This window comes from Kitasatospora sp. NPDC051702 (assembly GCF_040681575.1).
Lineage (GTDB): Bacteria > Actinomycetota > Actinomycetes > Streptomycetales > Streptomycetaceae > Kitasatospora.
In genome coordinates this window covers 1-24,339 of record NZ_JBFAZB010000077.1, presented here as the reverse complement: position 1 = coordinate 24,339, position 24,339 = coordinate 1, and the positions used below count along the sequence as shown (strand labels likewise).

The following is a 24,339-nucleotide window of genomic DNA, read 5'->3' as shown; positions in this document are numbered from 1 at the left end:
CTACAATCACCTCCAGCGACACGCGTTTGTTCTCGTTTTTTCGGTGTTTTCAGCGGTCTGATACCCCAACCCCCGCGCCCCCGGGGGGGGGGCCGCGGAGCAGCCGGTCCCCGCGCCGGGGCGTCAGGCCGGGAGCGGCCGCCGGTCGACCACCGTGCGCAGCTTGCCGCTGGTGGGCGTCCGCTCGAAGCCGGCGGCGCCGGTCGTCTCGACCGTGCACTCCAGCAGCCCCTCGGCCACGGCCGAGCCGAGCTCGGGGACGGCGGCCAGGAAGGCGGCGCGGGCGGTCGCCCGGTCCGGGGCGTACCGCTCGTCGAGCCGGACGACGGCCCGCTCGCAGTCGGCACCGGCGTCCAGGAGCAGCTGCAGCTCGCCCCGGTAGCCGAGTTCCTCCTCCGCCACCGCGACGAGGCGCCGGACGTTGAGGAAGTAGGTCCCGACCCGCACCACGTCGCCGTACCGGCCGAGGAGTTCGATCCGGGGGGTGTGGCTCCCGCACGGGCAGACGCCCTCGACCGTGCGGCCGAGGTCGCCGATCTGGTACCGCTCCAGGCGCTGCCCGGCGCGGGTGCGGCTGGTGAAGACCAGCCGGCCCGGCTGCCCGGCCGCCACCGGGCGGTCGGCCCCGGGGGCCAGGACCTCCAGGGTGTGCAGGTCGGTCAGGACGTGGTGGACCGAGCCCTCGGCGTGGCCGCACTGGTAGCCGAGCGGCCCCAGGTCGGTGCTGCCGTACGCCGCCGACCGGATCAGCTCGACGCCGAACTCCTCGGTGAGCACCCGGCGTTGCTCCGCGGTGAAGTGCTCGCCGCCGTAGAACACCTTACGGATCCCGCCGTACGCGCGCAGCACGGCGGCCTCGGCGTGGAACAGCTGCCAGAGGTAGGAGGGCATGCCGAACACCGTGTCCGCCCGGTACGTCACCAGCGCCTCCGCGGTGGCGGCGTGGTCGGGGCCGGCGGCGATCGGGAACTGGGTGGCGTTGAGGCGCTCCAGGATCGAGAAGAAGCTGATGAAGCTGCCGTACATGCCGCCGCAGTAGAACAGGTTGGCGGCGCGGTCGCGGGCCGGGTCGAACCCGGCCGCGAGCAGGCCGTCCGCGGCGGCCCGCATCTGGGTGTCGTAGTCGGCGTTGGTGAACACCGACAGCGCCGGGGCGCCGCTGCTGCCACCGCTGCGGAAGTGGAGGTGGGCGTGCTCCGGCGCGAGCGTGCCCAGCTGCTCCTGCACCCCGGCCTTGTCCAGCAGCGGGCCGTTCGGCGCGGCGGGGACGGCGGCGGGGGCCGCCAGGTCGTCCAGGCAGGCGGTGGTGGTGAAGGCGGCGTCCGCCCGGACGCTGACCCGGCGGCTGTAGCGCTGGAGCGCGTACACGCCGTCGTGGGGCTCGCCGTGGTAGCCGTCGAGCATCCCGCCGACCGGGGTGACCCGCAGCACGCCGGCGGCGAGCACGGCCCGGGAGAGCCGGGCGACGTCGGCGCGGCTGCCCGCGATCGCGGCGGTCTGCAGGTACCGGCGCATCGGGCGCAGCACGGCCATGGCGCGGGTACGCGGCAGCGGCTTGACCCAGACGCTGCGGTGGAGCGGCGAGGCGGCCAGTGCCGAGCGGGTGTCGGCGAGGACGCGCCAGGAGCCGTCCGGCGCGGCGACGACCCGGGTGAGGCCGAGGTGCTCCTCCAGCCGGGCGAGCAGTTCGGTGGTGGTGATCTCGGCGTGCTCGGCCGGTTCGAGCTCGGGGCGGGGGATCGGGTCCGAGGCCGCGGCGAGGTGGGCCGCGAAGCGGTCGGCGAAGGCGAAGACCTCGCCGTCGTCCTCGGTGTCGAGGTAGACCACCTGGGGGCTGGAGCAGGCCTGCTGCTCCAGGCGGCAGACGTCGGCGGCGAGCGCGTCCAGCGTCGTCCCGTCCGACCAGGCGTCCCGGGTCAGGTACGCGAAGGAGATCCGGTGCCCCCACTCGACCAGGCGGCAGCCGGGCGGGACCAGTTCCGAGACCGAGCGGACGGCGTCCTCGCCGCCCCAGACCGCCACCGCGTCGGCGGGCTCGCACAGCAGCCGGAGCCACCCGGTGCGGGTGGAGGGGAAGCGCAGCGCGACGATCCGGCGGGCCAGGGCACCGGTCGGGTCGGCGGCGGCCAGCTCGGCGAGCAGGTGCTGGGCGAGCAGGGTGTCGGCGCTGCTGGTCTTCAGCACGTTGAGGTTGCCGGTGAGCAGGCCCTCGACGACGCTCAGCGGGGCCACCGCGGCGCCGTTGCCGGGGGCGATGTGGACCAGGAGCCCGACCGGCGCCCACGCCTCGAAGGTGGTCTCCCGCGCGTCGGGCCGGGTGAGCCGTTCGGGGCGCAGCCCGCCGAGCTCGCGGCGGAGCTTGCGTTCCAGGGCCGCCCGGGTGATCGCGTCGGCGATCTCGGCGAGGGTCTGCGCCGCCTCGTCCGGGGCGACGCCTCCGCGGGTGAGCTCGTCGAGCAGGCGGGTGCGGACCGGGCCGCCGGCGGTGCCGAGGGCGTCGGCGAGGCGCTGGCAGGCGTCCAGCACCAGTTCGGTGGGCAGGGGGTCGGCCAGGACGCGGGCGGCGAGCCCGGGCAGGTCGGCCAGCCGCCGGGCGGCCTCGTCGTCGTCGATGAACGAGCCCTGCCAGAAGTGCGTCCCGGCGGGCGTCACCGGTCCGGTGGCCGCGGGCCCGGTCGCCGCGGGGTCGGTGGTCGCGGTTTCGGTGGCCGCGGGTTCGGTGGTCACGGGTTCGGTGGTCACGACATTCCCTTCAGGAGTTCGGCGGCCGCCGCCGCGCAGTTGCGGTTCCGGCTGACCCCGGCGCGGCCGTGGACGGTGAACCACGGAGTGGGCAGCGGGCAGGGGCATTCCTGCGGGGCGTGCAGCGAGGCGAGGTCCCCCATGACGACGCTCTGCGCCGGCACCGAGGTGATGTAGGGGGAGACCAGGTGGAGGAAGCCGCGCTCCCCGTACGGCAGCGGCTCCAGGGTGCGGGTGTCGCGCACGGCGGCCCGCGACCAGACCGGGACGTGCAGGCGGTGGTGACCGCACTCGACGTACGGCACGCAGTGCTCGACCGAGCCGAAGGTGTCGCGGATCCGCTCCGGGGGGACGCCCAGCTGCGCGGTGACGTCCGCGTAGAACTCCTCCTTGCCGATCTGCCGGTCGGTGTGCCCCTTCCACCCGCCGCCGAGCAGCACCAGCGAGCCGGCCGGCAGCTGGACCGGCGGCAGGCCGAGGGCGCGCATCCGCTCCAGGGTGAAGTGCAGGAACGCGGGGAAGCCCAGGATCCGCACCGGCAGGCCGTCCCCGGCGTACCGCCGCAGCGCCTCGATGCAGCCGTGGACGTCGAACTCGTGGCCGCTCCCGGTGTGCCGCAGCGCGTGCGTGGTGTGGTTGGCCGGGGCGAAGTCGCACAGGTAGTTGTCGGTGAACGAGGTGCCGAGCTTCAGCTGCGGCGCCGGCTCGTAGCTGTACAGCAGGTAGTTGACGGGCTGGTCGGGGGTGATCCAGCCGTAGTGGTCGAAGATCCGGGCCACCATGCGCTGCGCGGAGCGGATCGTCCAGGTGTCGAAGAACATCTGGGACTTCTGGCCCGTGGTGCCGGAGGAGGTGAGGTGGAGGTGCACCTCCTCCCGGGGGATGGAGAGCACCTCGTGCCGCTTGAAGAAGTTGGCGTGCACCAGGGGCGTGCGGACGCCGGTGCCGACGCTCGGCGCCGGGGTCTCGGCGGGGCCGTCCAGCAGCGAGCGGAGGAAGGGGGAGCGCTGTGCGTGCCACGCGTTGGCCTCGGCCATCGCGGCGGCGAACAGGGCGTCCGGCTCCGGCCCGGCCGCGTAGGGGGAGGCCAGGTCGCACAGCTGCTGGACGTGCGGGAGCGCGGCGGGGTCGGGGACGCCGACCGGCGCGAGATGGGGGTTCACGGGACGGACGGTCACGGGGCAACCTCGGAAAGGGGTAGGTAGGTCGAGGTCCAGGCGGTCAGGTAGGCCAGCAGGTAGGGCTGGAGCGGCTCGCTGACGGCCGTGGTCCTGAAGTCGATCTGACGGCTGGTGCGGGACAGCACCACGTAGTCGTGGAACCGGTCGCCGATCCGGCGCATCGCCGGGTAGACGGCGCTGGGGACGAACCCGGCCGCCAGGAAGGCGTCGAGCCCGGCCGTGTCGGCCAGCGGCAGCAGGGTCTCGACGTAGTCGGCGCCGGCGCGGGTGACGGCCGCCATCAGCGGTTCGAGCGCTCCGGCGACGGCCGCCGGGGACGGGTGCACCGCGACCAGCGAGCAGCTCGCCGCGGACCGGTCCAGATCGGCGTACGCCTCGAACGCGCCGTCCGGCGGGGTGAGCACGGTGTTCGGGAGGTGCAGCGGGAAGAACCGCTCGCCCGGGTCGGGGAAGTGCTCCAGGAACCGGCGGCGGACGAAGCCAGGCGCGTTGATGAGCTCCATCGGCGCGGTCACCGGCGCGCTCCGCGCGACGGGCCGGGCGGGCCCCTCGGCGGCGCGCGGCCGGCCGTACCCGACGCCGGTGCTGCGCCGGGCCGCCTCCAGGAGGGGGAGCAGCGCTCCGGGCACCTGGTCGACGCCCTGGCGCCGGGTCAGGACGCCGTCGGCGTGGCGGGCGAACAGTGCGAGGCTCTCGCACCCGGCCACCTCGACGGCGTTCGGCAGCAACCCGAGGGCCTGGAACCCGTTGCGGGCGAAGACCTGCTGCGGACCGGGAGTGACCACCCGGACGGTCGCGTAGACCGAGTCCACGGTGCCGGCGGCGAAGGCGTCGGCGCAGACCGCCGCGGTCAGGCGGCCGGCCAGTCCGCCGCCCCGCTGTTCGGGGTGGACCGCCAGGCCCACCAGCTTGCCGATCCGGCCGCCGGGGTCGGTCTGCACCGCCACCGAACCGGCCAACTGGTCGGCGCCGTCGTGCCGGGCGGTCAGCCAGTGGGTGTGCGGGTCGTCGATCCGGCGGCGCATCTCCTCGGGATCGCTGCCGAGCGCGACCGGGTAGCCGTGGCCGTAGACGTCGAAGTAGAGCTGGCGCAGCTGTGCGACGTCCTGCGGGGCGGCGGGCGCGATGGTCATCGTCACGGTCATCGCCCGCCCCCGATCGGCTCCGCGGACACCGCGGTGGCAGCGGCCGTGACCGTGGTTGTGGCCGCGTCGGCGTCTGCGTCGGCGTCCGTGGCCGGTGTGTGCCGGCGGCCGGTCCACCACAGCGCGGCCGCGACGGGCAGCACGCCGACGGCCTGGACCAGGCACAGCGTCCGCGCCGGGAGGTGGTCGCCGAGCAGGCCGAAGACCAGGGACGACACCGGGAAGGTCGCCCCCAGCAGCGCCTGCATCACGGCGAAGAAGCCGGGCCGGTCCTCGGCCGGGACCATCCGCTGGAACAGCGCCACGAACCGCACGCCGATCACGCCCACGCACCAGCCGGCGAGCGCCATCGACCCCACGGCCGTGGCCTGGCCGGCCCGGTCGCCGACCAGACCGGGCAGCCCGAGGGCGGCGGCCATCAGGGCCAGGCACCCGGCGCCGACCGCGGTCGGCGCGCCCGGGAGGCGGCCTCCGGTGAACGAGCCCACCAGCGTGCCGGCGCCGAGCGCCGCCTCCAGGGCGGCGACGGTCGACCCGTCGGCGTGCAGCACCGTGCGGGTGTACAGCGGCATCACCACGAACACCGCGGTGGTGAAGACGTTCGCCGCGGTGAAGCAGAGCAGCACGCGCCGGATGAACGGCAGTTCGGCCAGGATCCGGCGCAGCGGCCGCCCGGCGGCGGGCGCCGCGTCGGTGGTCGGTGCGTCGGTGGTCGGTGCGTCGGCGGTGGCCGCCGCTGCGGGGGTGGCCGGGAACCGGGTCACGCCGATCACGGCGGCCGCCAGCAGGTAGGCGCCCGCGCACCCGGCGACGACGCCCGCCAGGCCGGTGGCGTCGACCACCAGCGGGCCCAGCAGACCCCCGGCGAGCCCGGCCAGCGACTGGGTGGCGAGCTCGAAACCGGTCGCGGCCTCGATGTCGGCGTCCTCGACGAGTTCGGGGACGGCGGTGGTGAGGCAGGGGTCGAAGACCGCCTGGCAGCCGGCCAGGACCAGCGCGGCGCCGTAGGTGACGAGCGCCGGCGGCGTCGTGGCGGACGTCCAGGCGGCCGTGCCGAGGGCGACCAGACCGGCGACGGCGGCCGAGACGCCCAGGACGGCGCGGTGCGGGCGGCGGGCGATGAGCCCGGCCACCAGCGGCGCCAGGACGACCGCGGGCAGGGTGCTGACGGCGAGGAAGGCGCCGGAGGCGAGGCCGCGGTCGGAGCCGGCGGCGTGGGCGATCAGCCACCACACCGCGCCGACCTGGAACATCCGGCCGGCGGCCTGGGTGAGCACCTGCGCGGCCCAGACGGCGCCGAACCGCCGGTTGCGCAGGACGAGCGGGGTGCGCCGGGCGGGTGCGCCGGCCGCCCCGGTGGCGGTCACGCGTTCGGCCGTTCGTCGAGGACGCGGATCAGCTTGCCGGTCCGCGCGTTGACGGCGAGCTCGGCCCGGCGCACCCACTGGACGGAGAGCGGGTGCACGTGACCGGCGGCGACGGCCTCCGGGTACAGCGGCCGTGCCGCGTGGAGCCCGGAGGTCACGGCGTCGGCCAGCTCGGCGAGCCCGTCGGGGTTCCCGTCGTGGGCCAGGCGCAGCAGCAGCCCGTCGCGGGCCTCCCAGCGGCGCACCACCAGCTGGACGCCGTTCACCCGCTCGGCCGGGTCGGCCGCGCGGACGAGGTCGAGCACGTCCTGGGTGTACAGCGAGACCGGGCCCACCCGGACGCCCTCCTGGGCGCGGCCGAGGATGCGGAACCGTCCGGCGGCGGCGTCGGTCCACTCCGCGCGGTCCCCGACGGGGTAGCGCAGTACGGGCATCAGCCGTCGCCGCAGGTCGGTCACCACGACCCGGCCGGGCACCCCGGCGGCGGTGATCGGTTCGCCGGTGTGGTCGTCGAGGATCTCCACCACCGTCTCCGGGGCGAAGACCCGGTGCACCCGGGTGTCCGGGCCCGGCACGGGCCGGCCGAGCAGCCCGGCGTCGACGGCGGCGTAGCCGATCGAGGAGACCCTCGCGTTGGGGAACACGGCGCGCAGCAGGGGCAGTTGGTCCTGGTAGAGGCCTTCGCCGCCGAACAGCAGCAGCTCCACGCGGGGGAGCGCGCGGCCGGAGGCCAGCAGGTGGTCGGCGAGCGCGCAGAGCGTGGTCGGGGTGCCGGCCACGACCTCGACCTCGAACTGCTCCAGGGTCTGCGCGGTGGACTCCAGCGGTGCGGCCCCGCCGATCGGCAGCCGGACGTTGGAGACGGGCGAGCGGTGCAGCGAGTCGAGGATGAAGGTGTAGCTGGCGTAGAGGTCGCCCGCGTAGAAGAGGTCGGCGACCCGGTGGCCCGGGCGCAGTCCGGCGTCGACCAGTCCGGCGCCGAAGGAGGTGGTGAACTCCCGCCACTCCTCCCGGCTGTAGAAGGAGAACTTCGGCGAGCCGGTGGTACCGCCGCTCTTGAAGACGACGGCTTCTTCCAGCGGCCCGGTCAGCAGCCGGTTGTGGCGGGGCGTGTTGGCCTGCCAGTACTCGGCCTGCGGGACGACCGGGAGGTCGGTGAGGGCCGTGGTGCGGTCGGGCAGGCCGGCGTACAGGTCGGCGTAGAAGGGCGAATTGCGGCGTGCGAAGCGTATGAGCTCCGCCAGGGGTTGAACGGGCATCAGTTCCTGCTTTTAGGCATGCGAGGGCCGGGCGAGGCCGAGTGGTGCACGGCTGCGCCCGATGGGTCGGAGGCGATGGTCGGGCCCGCGGTCGGCGGAATTCGATTCCGCCGGGACCGGGCGGGCCACGGGGGGCGGGAAACGGGCCGGGCGTGCGTACCGGTGGTCCGGTGGGCGCGTGGACGGTCCGTCAGCTGATGCGAAATCGGGAGTGTTGGGGCCTCTCGCTCGCAGAAACCAAGGCTAGCATCCGAATGTTCCTTGGATTGCAGCATGATCCTGCATCAGAACGGTGCGGATACGACCTGAGCTCCCGTCAGCAGGGGGTTTCCGGCGAAAGGGTCGCGAAAGCTCGGCGAAAGGGTGAGCTGGATCTCACGGCCGCGCCGGCTCGGCGGGGAATCCGCAGGCGGGAGGCGGATTCCCCATTTCTGTAGTTGAATTAACGACATTTCATGTGGCGCCGCCTGATTGCGGCGCGGATGCCGGAATTGCCACCCGCCGTTCAGGGGGTGTCCGCCTCCGCCGTTCGGCGGGCGGTGGGCAGTGGGCGGCTGGCGGCGACGGCTGGCGGCGACGGCGCACCGGGCGGCACGGCGCCCCGGGGCGCCGTGCCGGGTGTGCCCTACGCCCGCTCGTGCCGGACGGCCGCGGTGTCGTCCGCGCGCAGCGGGTGCCGGTCCCGGTCGGACAGCGCGCGGTCCACCAGGGCCCCGGCGACGCCGGTGTAGCCGGCCGGGTCGAGCAGGCCCGCCAGCTCGGCGGTCGTCAGCACGCCCGCCAGTTGCGGGAGCCCGGCCAGCACCTCGGTCAGCGGGCGGGCGCTCTCGGCGGCCCGGAGCGAGGCCAGGGTCAGCAGGTCCTTGGCCGCGGCCTTCCCGAGCAGGGGGGCCAGCACGGCCGAGACCCGCTCGGAGACGATCTGGCCCCCCGTGACCCCGAGGTTGGTCCGCATCCGCTCCGGGTCGACGGTGAGGCCCCGGGCCAGTTCGGCGGCGGTGTGCGCGGCCCCGCCGACCAGCCGGAGGCACTCGCGCAGCGGCTGCCACTCGGCGTGCCAGACGCCCGCCGAGCGCTCGTCCTCGGTCGCCAGGCACTGGACCAGGACCGACGCCAGCGCGGGGACCTGCAGCGCGGCCGAGCGGATCAGCGTCGCGAGCACCGGGTTGCGCTTGTGCGGCATCGCCGAGGACACGCCCCGGCCGGCGGCGGTGGGTTCGGCGGCCTCGCCGACCTCGGTGCGGGCCAGCACCAGCACGTCCGCCGCGATCTTGCCCAGGGCGCCGGCGGTGTGGGCGAGCGCCGCGCCCAGGTCGGCGATCGGCGTGCGCAGCGCGTGCCAGGGCAGCACCGGCACGGCCAGACCGGTCTCCTCGGCGAAGGCGGTGACCAGGCCGTCGAGGACGGCGGCCGGGTCGGCCCCCTCGCCGGCGTACTGGAGGTAGCCCGCCAGGGTGCCGGCCGCGCCGCCGAGGGCGACCGGGAGCCCGCCCCCGGCGACCCGGTCCAGGCGCTCGGCCGCCTCCAGGGCCAGCTGCCGCCAGCCGGCCGCCTTCAGGCCGAAGGTGGTGGGCACGGCGTGCAGGGCGAGCGTCCGGCCGGCCATCGCGGTGTCCCGGTGCCCGGCCGCCAGATCGCCGAAGGCCTCGGCGACGGCCCGCAGGTCGGCCGTGATCAGGGCCAGGGCCCGGGCCGCGACCAGCATCGCGCCGGTGTCGAAGACGTCCTGGCTGGTCGAGCCGCGGTGGACGTACTCGGCGGCCCCGGGCGACTCGGCGGCGACCCGGGCGGTCAGTGCCCCGACCAGGCCGACCACCGGGTTGGCGGTCTCGCGCGCGGCCAGGGCGAGGGCGCGCACGTCCAGGTGCTCGGCCCGCGCCGCCCGGGTGATCGCCGCGGCCGCCGCGGCGGGCACGGTGCCGCAGCGGGCCTGGGCGCGGACCAGCGCGGCCTCGGCGTCGAGCATCGCCTGCAGCCAGGCGGTGTCGCCGACCGCGGCCTCGACGGGGGACCCGACCCGGACGGGGGAGAGCAGGCCGGCGTCGAGGTGGGCGTCGGTGCGGTGGTCCGTCATGCCCCGGCCCGCGCCTTCTCGTCGGCCGCCCGGAACTCCCCGTCCGACAGGGGGGCCGGGAGCTCGGGCAGGGCCAGCAGGGCGGCGGCGATCGCGTCGGAGTCCTCCAGGGTGACCGAGCCGACGCCGGGGCGGATCCCCGCGGCGGTGACCCAGTGCACGGACTCGGTGGGCACGCCGTAGGCGAAGCGCCGCGGGTGCGGCACGCCCTGGGCGTCCAGCACCCGGTAGGGCCGCCCGGAGACCGCGAGGCCGCCGGTCTCGTAGTCCTCGCCGACGCTCGCGGGGATGCGGTACGGGCGGCACCGGCCGGTGCGCAGCAGGTGGAGCATCAGCGGGTCCTCGGTGCGGCGCAGGTCGATCTCGGGCAGCCGGCCCTCGATCAGCACGGTGGCGCGGACCGCCAGGTCGGCGAGGTCGCCGGTGGCGGTGAAGGCGGGGCCCCGGGGGTCGTCGGCGTCGGTGCCGACGCGGATGCCGGGGCCGGTCAGCTCCAGGACGCCCGCGTCGATCAGCGCGGCCATCTCCTCGATCCGGGCGGCGGGCGGGCCGATCGACAGGAAGGCGTTGAGCGGGGTGTACCACCGGTCGAGCTCGTCGCGGTGGGAGTCGGCGTCCAGCCCGGCGTGGTCGACGGCGAGGCGCAGCTCGTTGCGCAGGTCGCGCAGCACGTCCAGGGCCGCGGTGAACGGGCCGCTGACGTTGCCCTGCAGGGCGAGGCGGACGTCCTCGTCGAGGTGGTTCCGCAGCCAGGCGCGGAAGTCGGCGGTGTCCGCGAAGACGCGCTCGCCCCAGGGGCGGGAGATCCGTTCCCAGTCCCAGCGCTCCCCGGCGGCTATCCGGTACTCGGCGAGCAGCCCGTCCTCGGCCTCGCCGGGCTCGGCCGCCAGGTAGCGGTCGGCGAACTCGGCGGCGAGCGCCGGGGTGCCGCGGGCGGCGAGCAGCGCCCGGTAGTAGACGGTCTGCACCTCCTTGGCGACCAGCGGCCACAGCTCGGTGCCGAACCGGATCCGCCGGCCGCCCGCGCGCAGCCGCGCGACGTGCTCGGCCGTCAGCAGGCGGGGGAGGTGGCGGCCGTGGGCGCCCTTCTCGTTGCGGCCGCGCGCGTGGTACGGCACGCCGCGGCGCGAGCCCGCGTACAGGTGCGGCTCGCGGCCGGACGGGCGGTAGACCAGCCGGCCGTCGACGCGCTCGAAGACCCCGCCGCGGGCGTGCGAGAACAGCGCCATGTAGTCGAAGAAGTTGAGGCCGAGACCGCGGATCAGGACGGCCTCGCCCGGGGCGACGGAGGAGAGGTCCACGTCGGCCGGATTGGCCGGGGGGACGTAGGCCAGGCCGTGGCGCTCGGCGAATCCGGCCAGCTCGCGCTCGGCGGCGGAGAGGACCGCGGGGACGTGCCCCTGGGCCAGCACCACCGCCGAGAGCCCGGCCAGCCGGGTGCCGTCCGCCAGCACCAGGGTCTGGCTGGCCCCGTCGTACCCGGGGTCGGCGTCCTCCAGGGCGACGGCCCGTTCGGCGTGCACCCGGACCGAGACGTGCGCCGGCGCGGTCGCGGTGACCTGCCGGAACACCCAGGTCAGGTAGTGGCCGTAGAGGGCGCGGGTCGGGTAGGTGTCCGGGCCGAGGTCGCGGGCCTCGGCGAGGGTCTCGTCGTCGTAGACCGCCCCGGAACCGGGGGTGAGCGCGCTCGGGCCGAGCGCCTTCGCCCACTGGTACAGGCTCGGGCCCTCCTCCAGCGGCCCCTCGATGCTGAGGCTCGCGTCGGTGTAGACGGTGACCTGCGAGGCGACGGTGTTCATCAGCAGCTGCCGGGACTGCGTGGGCCGCCAGACCCGGCCGGAGCCCGCCGGGTCCGGGTCCACGACGTGCACCGTGATCCGCCCCCAGCGGGGGCGCCTCCGCTCCTGCGCACAGATCCGTTCGAGGACGGACAGGCCGCGCGGACCGGCGCCGACCAGGCACAGTTCCAAACGTCCGCTGCTCACTACGCCAACTCCGTTCAGCAGATGGGCAAGGGGGATCCCGGTGCGGTCGGCCCGGGCGGCCGGGCGGAACGGAGCGTCCGCCGTCCCCGCAGCGCCTCCTTCCATCCGCAACCGTCGGCCGTGGCGGTCGACCCGGGCTCGGATCGGGCTGGAGCGCCGCCCGGTTCGCCGCGGCGGCGGTGACGGTGCCCGGGCTCGGGGCGCGTGGAACGGCCACGGCCCCACCGCGTGCGCGGTGGGGCCGTGGCCTCGGTGTCCTCTTCCCGCGGCTCCGGGGCCGCGGGCTGACTCAGGGGAGGTGGATCAGGAAGTCCCACACCTGCTGCTGGTCGTGGGCGTCCAGCGGTCGCAGGGCGATCCGCTGCGGGGCGATGTCCAGGACGCTGAGGTCGAGGGTCAGCTCCGCCCCGCCGACCGGGCCGCCGGGGACCACCACGTGGTAGCGGGAGTCGTCCGGGTGCGACACCGGGCGGAGCCGCCACTCCCGGGGCTCGTAGGAGCCGACGACCTCGGCGTTCTCCCGGGGATCGCCGTCGTAGCCGGCGAAGGTGCGGTGTCGCTCGTTGCGGAGCAGGACGTTGCCGTTGTCGAGCTCCTCCACCTCCCACGACTGGGCCTCCAGTTCGCCTTCGGTGCCCGGGAGGAGGACCACGTGCTCCTTGGGCCCGAGCAGACTGAGCAGCCGCTCGTCGGACTTGCTGATGCCGTAGATCAGGCTCGGTACGCGTGCCACCGGTCGGGCTCCCTCGCTCGCGCGGCACCGGGTGGCGCCGCTGGTCGACGAACGGGTCGATTCAACCGGCCGGGGGTCGGTCGTGCACGGATCAACACGGGTGTCCCGCGGACCCGGCTGCTGCACGCCTCCCTGTCCGGCCGCCCGCCCACCTGGGCCGGACCGGCGCCGTGGAGTGGGAAGTCGGCCGGGCCGACTTCCCGCTCCACGCCTGCTCGCCGCCGCGGGCTACCCGGCCGCCGTCGGCTGGCGCAGCGGGGCGGCCGGGGCCTGCGGGGCGCGCTCGTCGAGCGCCCGCAGGATCGCCTCGACGCTCTGCTTGGCGTCCCCGAACAGCATGCTGCTGTTCTCGCGGAAGAACAGCGGGTTCTGCACGCCCGCGTAGCCGGAGGCCATCGAGCGCTTGAACACGACCACCTGCTCCGCCTCCCACACCCGCAGCACCGGCATGCCGGCGATCGGGCTGGCCGGGTCGTCCATGGCGGCGGGGTTGACGGTGTCGTTGGCGCCGATGACCAGGACGACCGAGGTCACGGCGAAGTCGTCGTTGATCTCGTCCATCTCCAGGACGACGTCGTACGGCACCTTCGCCTCGGCCAGCAGGACGTTCATGTGGCCGGGAAGGCGCCCGGCCACGGGGTGCACGCCGAACCGGACCTCGACGCCGCGCTCGCGCAGCCGGCGGGTCAGCTCGGCGACCGGGTGCTGGGCCTGGGCCACGGCCATCCCGTAGCCGGGGGTGATGATCACGGAGCCGGCCCGGGCGAGCTGTTCGGCGGTCTCGTCCGCGGTGATCTCGCGGTGCTCCCCGTCCTCCTCGGCGCCGCCCTTCGGGGCCTCGATGCCGAACCCGCCGGCGATGACCGAGAGGAACGAGCGGTTCATCGCCCGGCACATGATGTACGACAGGTAGGCGCCGGAGGACCCGACCAGCGCCCCGGTGACGATGAGCAGGTTGTTGTCGAGCAGGAACCCGGCGGCGGCCGCGGCCCAGCCCGAGTAGCTGTTGAGCATCGAGACGACGACCGGCATGTCGCCGCCGCCGATCGAGGCGACCAGGTGCCAGCCCAGGGCGAGCGCGAGCACGGTGACCGCGATCATCGGGCCGGGGTCCGGGCTGACGGTGAACCAGACCGTCAGCCCGGCGAAGGCGGCCAGCGCGCCCAGGTTGAGGAGGTTCTTGCCGGGCAGCGTCAGCGGTCGCGAGGCGATCCGGGCGGACAGCTTCAGGAAGGCCACCAGCGAGCCGGTGAAGGTGACCGCGCCGATGAAGACGCCGATGAAGACCTCGGCGTGGTGGATGCCCAGCAGCTCGCCGGGGACCCGGGTCTGGGCCGACCCGTGCGCCTCGACCTCCAGGTAGCCGTTCCAGCCGACCAGGACGGCGGCGAGCCCGACGAAGCTGTGCAGCACGGCGATGAGTTCGGGCATCTGCGTCATCTCGACCCGGCGCGCCCGCCACAGGCCCGCCGCGCCGCCGAGCGCCATCGCGAGGACGATCAGCGCGATGGCGCCGGCGCTGATGCTCCGGGCCGCCACCACCACGGTCGCGACCAGGGCGAGGGCCATGCCGGCGATGCCGTAGACGACGCCGGCGCGGGAGGTCCGGTGCTGGGACAGTCCGGCCAGGCTGAGGATGAACAGCAGGGCGGCGACGAGGTCCGCGGCGTGCGAGGCCGTCGTGGCGGTCATCGGGCTCGCCTTTCGGGTGAGGTGGACCGGGCGCCGGCCGGCCCGGGGGAGGCCTGGGCGGGGGAGGCCGGCCCGGGGGAGGCGGAGAACATCGACAGCATGCGGCGGGTGACGGCGAAGCCGCCGAACACGTTGACGCTGGTCAGCAGCACCGCCACGAACGACAGCGCGGTCACGACCCGGCTCTCGTGCCCGATCTGCCACAGGGCGCCGATCACCACGATCCCCGAGATCGCGTTCGTCACCGACATCAGTGGGGTGTGCAGGGCGTGGTGGACCTTGCCGATCACGTAGTACCCGATGACCACCGCCAGCGCGAACACCGTGAGGTTCTCGGCCAGCCGGGCCGGCGCGGCGGCGATCGCGAGGAAGGCCGCCAGCATGCCCAGGCCGATCAGGCCGAACCGCACGGCCGGGGTGAGCCGGGGCCGCCCGGCCTGCGGCGCGGCGGGTGCGGTCGCGGCGGCCGGTGCGGCGGCGGGGGCGGCCGACACGGCCACCGGCGGCGGTGGCCAGGTGATCTCGCCCGCCCGGACCACCGTCACGGCCCGCTGGACGGCGTCGTCGAGGTCGAGGACCAGCAGCCCGTCCTTCCCCGGGGTCAGCAGCTTGAGCAGGTTCACCAGGTTGGTGCCGAACAACTGCGAGGCCTGGGCGGGCAGTCGGGCGGCCAGGTCGGTGTAGCCGATGATGGTGACGCCGTTGTCGGTGACGATCGTGCGGCCCGCCACGGTGCCCTCGACGTTGCCGCCCTGCGCGGCGGCCATGTCGACGATGACGCTGCCCGGCCGCATCGCCGCGACGTCCGCCGCGGTGATCAGCCGCGGGGCGGGGCGGCCCGGGATCAGCGCGGTCGTGATGACGATGTCCACGTCCCCGGCCTGCTCGTGGTAGAGCGCGGCGGCGGCGCGGTCGTAGTCGGCGGAGGTCGCCTTGGCGTAGCCGTCGGTGCTCGCCTCCTGGGCGACGTCCACGGCGAGGTACTCGCCGCCCAGCGACCTGACCTGGTCCGCGACTTCGGGCCGCGGATCGGTCGCGCGGACGATCGCGCCCAGGCTGGACGCGGCCCCGATGGCGGCGAGCCCGGCCACGCCGGCGCCCGCCACCAGGACCTTCGCCGGTGGCACCTTGCCCGCGGCGGTGACCTGGCCGGTGAAGAACCGCCCGAACACGTGGGCCGCCTCGATCACCGCCCGGTACCCGGCGATGTTCGCCATCGAGCTGAGCACGTCCATCGACTGCGCCCGGGAGATCCGGGGGACGGCGTCCAGTGCGAGCGCCGTCACCCGGCGCGCGGACAGCGCCTTGAGCAGCTCCGGGCTCTGCGCCGGTGCGATCAGGCCGACGAGGACGGCGTCCTCGGCCAGCCGGCCGATCTCGTCGGAGGAGGGGGCGTTGACCTTCAGCACCACCTCCGCCGCCCAGGCGTCGCCGATGCCCGCGCCGGCTTCGCGGTAGGCCGCGTCGGTGAAGCCGGAGGCGCTGCCGGCCCCCGATTCGACGACGACCCGGTAACCGAGTCCGAGCAGGGTGCGCACCGTCGCGGGGGTCGCCGCGACGCGGGTCTCCCCGTGGGCCGACTCGGCGACCACGCCGATGCGCTGGGGTGGGTGGTGGTGCGGGACCTGTGCAGCCATTGTCCGGTGTCTCTCCTTCATCGGAGGGCAACGCTGACGGGGCGTCTGCGATCGGGGCGGATACCCCGCCCGTCGGTCGCTGGAACGTACACCTACCCAGCCTGCGCGCCGAGGCGTCGAAGCAGTGACGAGCCTCACGGCCCCGTCCGCGCCTGCCTCGTGCGCCCCCGCACCGCGGGCCCGGGTTGCTCCATCAGGGGGGCGCGGCGCCGCCGGACCACGCCCCCGGAAGGGACGGCCGCCCCTTCCCGCCGGGGATCCGCCGCGCGGTCCGGCCGGCCCCGGACCGCCCACCGGACCGGCCGTCGTGTCGGCCCCGCGCCGGGTGCCCGCCGCCGGTAACGTCCCTGCCCGGGGCCCCCTTTGAACCGGAAGGCGACGACGTGTCGGACTCGGCGAAGCAGTACATCTTCGGGATGCTGGACGCGGACGGCGACGGGGTGATCTCCCACGGCGAGTACCTCGCGCGGGTCGACCGCGCGGCCGCGGCCACCGGACGGGACCCGCAGCACCCCCTGGTCGCCGCGGCCCGGGAAGCCCACCAGGAGGTGTTCCGGCAGATGGACGCCGACGCCGACGGGCGCGTCACCTTCGAGGAGTACCGGTCCTGGGCGGGCCACGAGGCGTTCGAGCGGTCCTGCCGCCCCGCGCTCGGCTCCCTGTTCGACCTCGCCGACGCGGACGGCGACGGCCGGCTGACCCGGCAGGAGTTCACCCGGCTGAGGGCGGCGACCGGCAACACCGAGGACGGTGCCGCCGCGGCCTTCGACGCCCTCGACGAGGACGGCGACGGCGCCGTGGACCGGGCCTCCTACCTGGCGGCGATCCACGACTTCCTCACCACCGGCGCCTCCCCGATGGCCGACGCCTACGGCGGCGCCCGCCCGGGGGCGCCGCAGCTGCCCGTCCGCTGACCGGCCGGCCGGGGTACGGCCCCGGCGTCGTGCGCGGAGCCGCGTCCGGCGGCCCGGACGGCCCGTCGCCGCCCCTACGGCGCCCGCTCGGCCGCCCGACCGGCCGCCCGGCCGGTCGCCGTAGGGTGGTGGGCCTCGGCGACGGAGGGGTTGGCGTGGTGGGGACGATCATCGGGACCGCGGGCGGGTGGGCGCCGCTGGCCGCACTGCGCGCGCGGCTGCTGGCGGAGATCAACGCGACGGTGCACGGGCAGGACCTGCACCTGGAACGGTACGACCGGCCGGCCGGGGACCCGGGCCTCTTCGGGCCGGCGAGCGTCGTGTGGCGGGTGCACGGGCACCCGGCCGGGATGCTGGCGGGCGGGTTCGCCGCGCTGCTGCTGCAGTCCCTGCACCCGCTGGCGATGGCCGCCGTCGACGCGCACTCCGACTTCCGGGTCGATCCGACCGGGCGGCTCCACCGGACGGCCCGCTTCGTCACCACCACCACGCTGGGCTCGACGGCGGCGGCCGAGGCGGCGATCGCGGCGGTGCGGCGGATCCACCCGCGGATCCGCGGGACGGCGGCGGACGGCCGCGCCTACCGCGCCGACGATCCGGAGCTGCTGACCTGGGTGCACACCGCCGAGGTGCTCTGCTTCCTGGCCGGGCACCAGGCCTTCGCCGCCACCGCGTTGTCCGCGGCCGAGTGCGACGGCTACCTCGCCGAGGCGTCCCTGGTGGCCGAGCGGCTGGGCGCCACCGCGATACCCCGCTCCCGGTCCGAGGCGACGGCCTACCTGGCCCGGATCCGGCCGGAGTTGACGGTCACCCCGGCCGCCCTGGAGGTGCTCCGGCTGCTGCGCGGGTTCGGCCGCAGCCGCCGCGAGCGCGCCGCCGTCCGGCTGCTGACGAACGCCTCGATCGGGCTGCTGCCCGGCTGGGCGAGGGACGAACTCGGCGTGCGGCGGCCCCGGTTGGTCCGCTCCGGGTGGGACCGTCCGCTGGCGCGGACCGGCGGGCGGGTGATGGTCTGGGCCTGCGGGCCCTCGCAGATCCGGGCCGCCGCGCACGCGCGCGCCACCGCGCGGCCGGAGGGCGCCCCCCGCGGCGCCGTACCACCGGCGGCCGCACCCGCCGCACCCGCCGCACCCGCCGCACCCGCCGCACCCGCCGTCGTGCCGCCCGCGGACCGGCCGGCCGCGGGCGGGTCCGCGGTGGGCTGAGCCGCCGGGCCGCCGGAATTCCGATTTTCTGACGCACGGTCAATTCCGGAAATGCCCGGTGGGGAATTCTGCGCCCGGATGATCATTCCGCCGGGATGGTCGCCGTACGCAAGCGCGGCGTCACCGGAATCGCGGAAATAACGATTGGATCCGGGGGGTGTCCGGAATTCCGGACGGGGCCTAGGCTGCGGCGCGTGTCGATCCTTCGAAGATTTCGCGCTTCCGGTCCGCGTCTGCGTCCGGAACTCGACGACGTCAAACTGGGCCGCGTGCGGCGGCAGCTGAAATCCTCCGGCATGCCCGGCCAGGACGCCATTCAGGTCGACCAGGTCGAGCGGCTCCTCCAGGAGACCGGTAAGGACTGGGACCGCCGGACGCACCGCATGGTCGTGCTGGCCGAGGTCGCCGCGCCGTCCGCGCTGGCCCGGACCTGGCGACTGCGGCGCCCGGCCGGCGCCGACCCGCTGGTCTTCGAGGCGTGGGTCGAGCTGGTCCGCGGCCGGCACGCGGGCCGGATGGAGGACGCCAGGGCCGCCGCCGAGAACTGCTACCGCGCCTCCGACCTCGCGCCGGACGACCCGACCCCGTGGGTCGTGCTGCTCGGCATCCTGCGCCTGATGCGCGCCGACTCGCGCGAGCTGTTCGCCGTCTGGCACGAGGTGACCACCCGCGACAGCTGGAACCGCGAGGCGCACCTGGAGATGCTGCGGTACCTCTCGCCGGAGGAGTGCGGGTCGCGCAGCAGCCAGATGGACTTCGTGGAGTCCGTCCGGGCCGCGGTGCCGGCGAACGCGCCGGCCGTCGGCGTGGAGCTCACCGCGGTCGTCGACGAGCACACCCGCACCACCGCCAAGGGCGGCGTGGAGGCGCTGCTCGCCCGCCGACAGTGGACCGGGGTGCGCGCCGCCCGGGTGCTCGACGGCGCCCTGGCGACCTGGACCCGTCCCGGATACCTGCAGCACGCGGCCGCGCAGGCCGACCTGAACCTGCTCGCGTTCGCCCTGGTGCAGGCCGGCCGGGGGCGCGAGTGCACGGGCGCGTTCCAGTTGCTCGGCGACACGGTGACCGACTGGCCGTGGGTGCTGGACGGCGACCCGCTGGAGCAGTTCCGGTACTGGCAGGCCAAGTCGCTGGCCTGACACCGGCCGATCGGCCCGGTGCCGTCCGCCCCGGTGCCGTCCGCCCCGGCGCGCCCCGGCCGGCGACCGTGCCGCCCGGACGACGACGGCGTCGCCTCGCCCGACCGCTGTTACCGGCCAGTAATTTGGCTGATCGACAACTCCTCTGAGCAATCGTCAGATCGCTAGGCTCCCGGCAGCCCAGTGGTTCGGACGAGCACAGACGGAGCAGCGATGGAACGATCCCACCCAGGCCGCGCACGCCGGACCGTGAGCGCCGTCCTCACGGCGGCGCTCGCCCTCGGCGGGGCCGCCGTCGCCGGGCCCGCCGTCGCCGGGCCCGCCGTCGCCGGGCCCGCCGGTGCGGCCGCTCCGCCGGCCGCCACCCCGGCCGCGTCCGGGGCCCCGTCCCCGGCCGTGTCGGGCGTCGACTCCTTCCGGCTCGCCGACATCCCGGCGCGGGGCGGCGTCGTCCTCAAGGCGGACGTGTTCACCCCGGCCCCCGGCGGTGCGGGCACCGACGCCCGGGGCCGCCACCCGCTGGTGGTGCAGCCGGCCAGCTGGGGGCAGCACGACCTGGAGTACGTCGCGCAGGGCCGGGCGCTCGCCGCCCGGGGGTACGTCGTCGTCACCTACACGGTGCGGGGCTTCTGGGGCTCCGGCGGCCAGGTCGACGTCGCCGGGCCCGAGGACGTCGCCGACGTCTCCACGGTGATCGACTGGGCGCTCGCGCACACCCCGGCCGACCGCGAGCGGGTCGGCATGGTCGGCCTCTCGCTCGGCGGCGGCCTCACCCTGCTCGGCGCCGCCTTCGACCCGCGGATCAAGGCCGTCGCCTCGCTGAGCGGCTGGGCCGACCTGACCGACTCGCTGTACAGCGGGCGGACCCGCCACCTCCAGGCCGCCGCCGTGCTCGCCGGAATCCAGGCCCCGACCGGCCGGCCGGGCCCCGGGTTCACCCGGGTCCTGGACGACCTCTTCGCCGACCGGGACCTACCCGACGTGGTCCGCTGGGCGGACACCCGGTCCCCGGCCCGCTACCTGGACCGGATCAACGCGAACGGCACCGCCGTCCTGCTGGCCAACGCCTGGGGCGACAGCTTCTTCAACCCCGGCCAGATCACCGACTTCTACCAGGGGCTGACCGGGCCCAAGCGACTCGAACTGCGCCCCGGGGACCACGCGAGCCAGGAGTTCACCGGTCTGCTCGGACTGGACAACGCCACCTGGGACAGCGCCCGTGCCTGGCTCGACCAGTACGTCATGGGCGCACCGGCCGCCCCCGACCGGTCCGGCCGGGTCGAGCTGGAGGTCCGGCCCACCGGCGCGCACGAGACCCACCCCGACTGGCGGTCCGTCAGCTCCCGCACCGACCGGCTCCCGCTCGGCGCAGACTCCCTCGGCGCCGACACCCCCGGCGGCCCGGCCGACGCCCCCGAGTGGCGGACGACCGTGCTCGGCGACACCGCGTCCGGCGCCGGCGGCGGCGTCGCCCTGCTGTCCGGGCTGCTCGACCAGCGGGTGCACCAGCCGCCGACGGTGCTCCTCCCGCTGCTCGACCGCTCCGCCGCCGTCGTCCGGCAGTCCCCGCCCTACCCGCAGGGCCTGGAGGTGCGCGGCGCCGCCCGGGTGCACACCACCGTCACCGCCTCCAGCCCGCGGGGGACGGTCGTCGCCTACCTCTACGACGTGGGCGCGTTCGGCGTCGGCCGGCTGATCTCGCACGCGCCGCAGAGCTGGTCCGGCCGGGTGCCCGGGCAGCCGTTCCCCCTGGACGTCACGCTCTTCCCGACGGCCTACGACCTGCCGGCGGGCCACCGGCTCGCCGTGGTGCTGGGCACCCGGGACGCCCTGTACGGGGGCGACACCCCGCCGGGCGGCACGGTGACCTTCGGGTCCACGGCCGCCGACCCGTCCGCACTGGTGCTCCCGCTGCGCTGACCGCGGGAGCGGTCCCCGGCCGCGCCTCCGCGCCTCCGGACGGGACGGCCCGGCGACGCGGCCGGTCAGTGCTCAGGGGCGAGGTAGCGGCGCCCCGCTATCTGTTCGAAGATCAGGTTGGTCCTGGTCTGGGCGACGGCCGGGTGGGTGGTCAGGTTGTCCACGACGAAGTCGCGCAGGGACTCCGGGCCGGCGACACCGACGTGCAGCAGGTAGTCGTCGGAGCCGGCCATGTGGAACACCGCCAGCACCCCGGGCAGGTCGGGCGCGGTGCTGCGGAAGCTCTCGTTCTGCTCGCGGGTGTGGGCCCGCAGCCGCACCGAGATCATCGCCTGCAGGGGCAGCCCGATCGCCGCGGGGTCGACGTCGGCCCGGAACCCGCGGATGATGCCGCGCTCCTGGAGGGTGCGGACCCTGGCCAGACAGGTGGACGGGGCGATGCCCACCGCCTCGGCGAGCGCGTTGTTCGGCATCCGGGCGTTGTCGGCGAGCGTGCGGATGATCGCCCGGTCCACGTCGTCGACCGGGCCCCTGCGGCCCTGCGGATTATTCGGCATGGCGCCCAGGATCCCAGGTGATTCCGCCGATCCGCAAACCACGACGGCCGTCCACCGAATCTTCTTCGGGAGATCTTCCACACCGGGCCGGAAAGTTCCATCCTGGCCGCGAGCGGCGAACGCCCCTCCGCCGTTCCCCGCGCCGTGGACCGGCCGGCCAGCGATCCTGGAGTGCCCTGCCCATGAGCCCGACCGCCACCTTCGCCGCCGCGCCCGCCGTCGACCCGGGCCCGGAGCTGGACGGACGCGAGTTCGTGCTCCCCACCGGCGGTCTGGACGACGACCAGCGCCTGCGAGCCCTCGACACGGTCGACGAGTACCTGTCGCGCAAGCGCGAGCACCTGGTCGGCTACCAGGCCACCCAGGACATGCAGGGCTGCGCCCTGGACCTGGCCCGGTTCATGCCGAACAACATCAACAACCTCGGGGACCCGTTCCAGAGCGGCGGCTACAAGCCGAACACCAAGGTCCTGGAGCGCGCGGTCCTCGACTACTACGCGGCCCTGTGGAACGCCGAGCGGCCGCACGACCCGGCCGACCCCGAGTCCTACTGGGGCTACATGCTCTCCATGGGTTCCACCGAGGGCAACATGTACGCCCTCTGGAACGCCCGCGACTACCTCAGCGGCAAGGCCCTGATCCAGCCGCCGACCGCACCGTTCGACGCGCTGCGCTACGTGCAGGCCGCGCCGGACCGGCACAACCCCAACGCCCACCGCCCGGTCGCGTTCTACTCCGAGGACACCCACTACTCCTTCGCCAAGGCCGTCCGGGTGCTCGGCGTCGAGACCTTCCACGCCGTCGGCCTGGAGAAGTACGCGGACGAGTGCCCGCTGGTCGACCCCGCCACCGGCCGCCGCGAGTGGCCCACCGAGGTGCCCTCCGCCCCCGGCCCCTCGGGCGGCTCCTGGGACGGCCCCGGCGAGATCGACGTCGACGCCCTCGCGGTGCTCGTCGAGTTCTTCGCCGCCAAGGGCCACCCGGTCTTCGTCAACCTCAACCTCGGCAGCACCTTCAAGGGCGCGCACGACGACGTCACGGCGGTCTGCGAGCGCCTGCTGCCGATCTTCGAGCGGCACGGCCTGGTCCGCCGCGAGGTGGTCTACGGCACCGACCCGCGCACCGGCGAGCCGCTCGTCGACCTCCGTCGGGGCTTCTGGATCCACGTCGACGGTGCCCTCGGCGCCGGCTACGCGCCCTTCATGCGGATGGCCGCCGAGGACCCGGCGTACGGCTGGACCCCCGAGACGCGGCTGCCGCAGTTCGACTTCGGCCTCCGGCTGCCGACCGCCGGGCACGGCGAGGTGGACATGGTCTCCTCGATAGCCATGAGCGGCCACAAGTGGCCGGGCGCGCCCTGGCCGTGCGGCATCTACATGACGAAGGTGAAGTACCAGATCTCGCCCCCGTCCCAGCCCGACTACATCGGCGCGCCGGACACCACCTTCGCCGGCTCCCGCAACGGCTTCTCCCCGCTGGTCCTCTGGGACCACCTGTCCCGGCACTCCTACCAGGACCAGGTCGACCGGATCCGCCGCGCCCAGGAGCTCGCCGACTACCTGGAGCGCCGCCTGGTCGCCATGGAGTCCGAGCTCGGCGTCGAGCTCTGGCCGGCCCGCACCCCGGGCGCCGTCACGGTGCGGTTCCGCAAGCCCAGTGCGGAGCTGGTCGCGAAGTGGTCGCTGTCCTCCCAGGACGTGCTGATGGTCCCGGGTGACGAGTCCACCCGCCGCAGCTACGTGCACGTCTTCGTGATGCCGTCGGTCGACCGGGCGAAGCTCGACGCCCTGCTGGCCGAACTCGCCGAGGACCCGGCCATCCTGGGGCTGCCCACCCGTCAGGTCTGACGGCTCGGGGGCGCGGTGCCCGGCGGCTCACGGGCCGTCGGCCGCCGCACCCGCTCAGATGCGTTCGGCCGACCAGTGGGGATCGCGGCCGGTGAGGGCCAGCAGCTCCTCCTGGGCGTCCGCCCCCGGCGGGGCGACCCGCGGAGGATCGAACATCCCGGTGCCGGCCAGGTTGCGGTAGCCCTGGAACTCCGCCAGCGCGTACGGCGCGGCGCCGCGCGGCATCCGCCCGCTCTCACCCAGCGCCCGCGCCAGGTCCCAGGCGTGCACGACGGTCTCCGCGGTCAGCTCCCGGGCGTACCCGCCGGCGTCGCGCACCCCGTACGGCAGGTGCACCAGCAGGTCCGGGGCGCCCGGCCGGTACAGCGCACGCATCGCGCTGCTCACCGCCATCTCCCACACACCGGCCGCGTTGAGCCCGAGCACGTCGCCCTCGAAGCGGTGGCCGATCTCCTTGGGGGTGTTACCGGCCACGGCCTGGCAGACCCACAGGTGCTGCGCGGCGAGGTGGTTGACGAGCCCGCGTACGTCCCAGTCCTGGCAGGGCGTGGGCGCCGTCCATCGATCGTCGGGAACCGCTCGTACCAGCCTGGCCACCTCGGCCCCCGCCGCGGCGTACTGCGAGCGGACCTCGGCGTGGAACCCGGATGGGTGTGGACATTCCATCGCCGGGCCTCCTTTTCCTGCCCTGATCACTCCCAGTAAACAACTACCGGGCGTGACTCGCCAGGCCTGCGGGCCCCAGTTCGTCCGACGACGCCCGCCCCCGGACGCGTGGTCACCCAGAGTGCCCGGCCGCCCCCGAACCGCCATTTGTCCTGGGCGCCGGGGAGGAGTAGTGTTACCAAGTCGCTCGGCAGGGAGCACCGGACACGCATCGGCGCGGACGGTCCCGGGGCGGCCAATCCTTCGAAACACCACTTCCCGGCTCGGGCTGGGTCG

Annotated in this window: 17 protein-coding genes; 5 read left to right on the top strand and 12 right to left on the bottom strand. The window is 75.1% G+C overall.

The features are described from left to right. Positions 1–123: 123 nt before the first annotated feature. The 10 genes from AB0N04_RS37060 to AB0N04_RS37015 form a co-directional block, all read right to left on the bottom strand. On the bottom strand, positions 124–2,742 hold the full coding sequence (locus AB0N04_RS37060; RefSeq protein ID WP_360222229.1) for an acyl-CoA reductase: 2,619 nt from the start codon (positions 2,740–2,742) through the stop codon (positions 124–126). Next, positions 2,739–3,905: an acyl-protein synthase gene (locus AB0N04_RS37055; RefSeq protein ID WP_360222232.1), complete on the bottom strand. Its 1,167-nt coding sequence runs from the start codon at positions 3,903–3,905 to the stop codon at positions 2,739–2,741. The genes AB0N04_RS37060 and AB0N04_RS37055 overlap by 4 nt, the downstream gene beginning before the upstream one ends. 11 nt (positions 3,906–3,916) lie before the next feature. Next, positions 3,917–5,068: a GNAT family N-acetyltransferase gene (locus AB0N04_RS37050; protein ID WP_360222235.1), complete on the bottom strand. Its 1,152-nt coding sequence runs from the start codon at positions 5,066–5,068 to the stop codon at positions 3,917–3,919. Further along, positions 5,065–6,435 carry an MFS transporter gene (locus AB0N04_RS37045; protein WP_360222238.1) on the bottom strand — a complete coding sequence of 457 codons (1,371 nt, stop codon included), beginning with the start codon at positions 6,433–6,435 and terminating at the stop codon, positions 5,065–5,067. The genes AB0N04_RS37050 and AB0N04_RS37045 overlap by 4 nt, the downstream gene beginning before the upstream one ends. Further along, positions 6,432–7,694 (bottom strand): phenylacetate--CoA ligase family protein, encoded by a 1,263-nt coding sequence (locus tag AB0N04_RS37040; protein ID WP_360222241.1) that lies wholly within the window; start codon positions 7,692–7,694, stop codon positions 6,432–6,434. The genes AB0N04_RS37045 and AB0N04_RS37040 overlap by 4 nt, the downstream gene beginning before the upstream one ends. 625 nt (positions 7,695–8,319) lie before the next feature. Then, complete coding sequence (locus AB0N04_RS37035; RefSeq protein WP_360222244.1) at positions 8,320–9,768, bottom strand: adenylosuccinate lyase family protein; 1,449 nt, start codon at positions 9,766–9,768, stop codon at positions 8,320–8,322. Beyond that, complete coding sequence (locus tag AB0N04_RS37030; RefSeq protein WP_360222247.1) at positions 9,765–11,753, bottom strand: FAD/NAD(P)-binding protein; 1,989 nt, start codon at positions 11,751–11,753, stop codon at positions 9,765–9,767. Before AB0N04_RS37030 ends, AB0N04_RS37035 begins: the two co-directional genes overlap by 4 nt. A gap of 289 nt (positions 11,754–12,042) precedes the next feature. Continuing rightward, positions 12,043–12,486 carry a hypothetical protein gene (locus AB0N04_RS37025; protein ID WP_360222250.1) on the bottom strand — a complete coding sequence of 148 codons (444 nt, stop codon included), beginning with the start codon at positions 12,484–12,486 and terminating at the stop codon, positions 12,043–12,045. Between the two features lie 228 nt (positions 12,487–12,714). Beyond that, positions 12,715–14,178 (bottom strand): Re/Si-specific NAD(P)(+) transhydrogenase subunit beta, encoded by a 1,464-nt coding sequence (pntB, locus tag AB0N04_RS37020; RefSeq protein WP_360222253.1) that lies wholly within the window; start codon positions 14,176–14,178, stop codon positions 12,715–12,717. Further along, complete coding sequence (locus tag AB0N04_RS37015; protein WP_360222256.1) at positions 14,175–15,815, bottom strand: Re/Si-specific NAD(P)(+) transhydrogenase subunit alpha; 1,641 nt, start codon at positions 15,813–15,815, stop codon at positions 14,175–14,177. Before AB0N04_RS37015 ends, pntB begins: the two co-directional genes overlap by 4 nt. Positions 15,816–16,198: 383 nt before the next feature. Between AB0N04_RS37015 and AB0N04_RS37010 the strand changes: the two genes are divergently transcribed. The 4 genes from AB0N04_RS37010 to AB0N04_RS36995 all read left to right on the top strand — a co-directional run bounded on the left by AB0N04_RS37010 (position 16,199) and on the right by AB0N04_RS36995 (position 20,993). Next, the gene (locus AB0N04_RS37010; RefSeq protein WP_360222259.1) at positions 16,199–16,729 is read left to right on the top strand and encodes an EF-hand domain-containing protein; all 531 of its coding nucleotides are present in this window, start codon (positions 16,199–16,201) and stop codon (positions 16,727–16,729) included. A 155-nt stretch (positions 16,730–16,884) separates the two neighbouring features. Further along, positions 16,885–17,934, top strand: a complete 1,050-nt coding sequence (locus AB0N04_RS37005) for an oxygenase MpaB family protein (protein WP_360222262.1) — start codon at positions 16,885–16,887, stop codon at positions 17,932–17,934. Positions 17,935–18,128: 194 nt separating this feature from the next. Beyond that, entirely contained in the window at positions 18,129–19,073 is a 945-nt protein-coding gene (locus AB0N04_RS37000) for a hypothetical protein (protein ID WP_360222265.1), read from the top strand. 213 nt (positions 19,074–19,286) lie between these two features. Then, positions 19,287–20,993, top strand: coding sequence for a CocE/NonD family hydrolase (locus AB0N04_RS36995; RefSeq protein ID WP_363365660.1), 1,707 nt, complete (start codon positions 19,287–19,289; stop codon positions 20,991–20,993). Positions 20,994–21,058: 65 nt separating this feature from the next. Here AB0N04_RS36995 and AB0N04_RS36990 read toward each other — a convergent pair whose 3' ends face one another. After that, a complete protein-coding gene (locus tag AB0N04_RS36990) occupies positions 21,059–21,550 on the bottom strand; it encodes an Lrp/AsnC family transcriptional regulator (protein WP_360223335.1) in 492 nt (163 codons plus the stop codon). Between the two features lie 182 nt (positions 21,551–21,732). Between AB0N04_RS36990 and AB0N04_RS36985 the strand changes: the two genes are divergently transcribed. Further along, positions 21,733–23,397 (top strand): histidine decarboxylase, encoded by a 1,665-nt coding sequence (locus AB0N04_RS36985; protein ID WP_360223338.1) that lies wholly within the window; start codon positions 21,733–21,735, stop codon positions 23,395–23,397. Between the two features lie 54 nt (positions 23,398–23,451). Here AB0N04_RS36985 and AB0N04_RS36980 read toward each other — a convergent pair whose 3' ends face one another. Further along, positions 23,452–24,063, bottom strand: coding sequence for a TIGR03086 family metal-binding protein (locus AB0N04_RS36980; protein ID WP_360223341.1), 612 nt, complete (start codon positions 24,061–24,063; stop codon positions 23,452–23,454). Between the last annotated feature and the right edge of the window lie 276 nt (positions 24,064–24,339).

Bases quoted from the DNA above. Each gene is read 5' to 3' on its own strand.
- AB0N04_RS37035 (WP_360222244.1), bottom strand. From the start codon at position 9,768: ATGACGGACCACCGCACCGACGCCCACCTCGACGCCGGCCTGCTCTCC.
- AB0N04_RS37050 (WP_360222235.1), bottom strand. From the start codon at position 5,068: ATGACCGTGACGATGACCATCGCGCCCGCCGCCCCGCAGGACGTCGCA.
- AB0N04_RS36980 (WP_360223341.1), bottom strand. From the start codon at position 24,063: ATGGAATGTCCACACCCATCCGGGTTCCACGCCGAGGTCCGCTCGCAG.
- AB0N04_RS37040 (WP_360222241.1), bottom strand. From the start codon at position 7,694: ATGCCCGTTCAACCCCTGGCGGAGCTCATACGCTTCGCACGCCGCAAT.
- AB0N04_RS37015 (WP_360222256.1), bottom strand. From the start codon at position 15,815: ATGGCTGCACAGGTCCCGCACCACCACCCACCCCAGCGCATCGGCGTG.
- pntB (WP_360222253.1), bottom strand. From the start codon at position 14,178: ATGACCGCCACGACGGCCTCGCACGCCGCGGACCTCGTCGCCGCCCTG.
- AB0N04_RS36985 (WP_360223338.1), top strand. From the start codon at position 21,733: ATGAGCCCGACCGCCACCTTCGCCGCCGCGCCCGCCGTCGACCCGGGC.
- AB0N04_RS36990 (WP_360223335.1), bottom strand. From the start codon at position 21,550: ATGCCGAATAATCCGCAGGGCCGCAGGGGCCCGGTCGACGACGTGGAC.
- AB0N04_RS36995 (WP_363365660.1), top strand. From the start codon at position 19,287: ATGGAACGATCCCACCCAGGCCGCGCACGCCGGACCGTGAGCGCCGTC.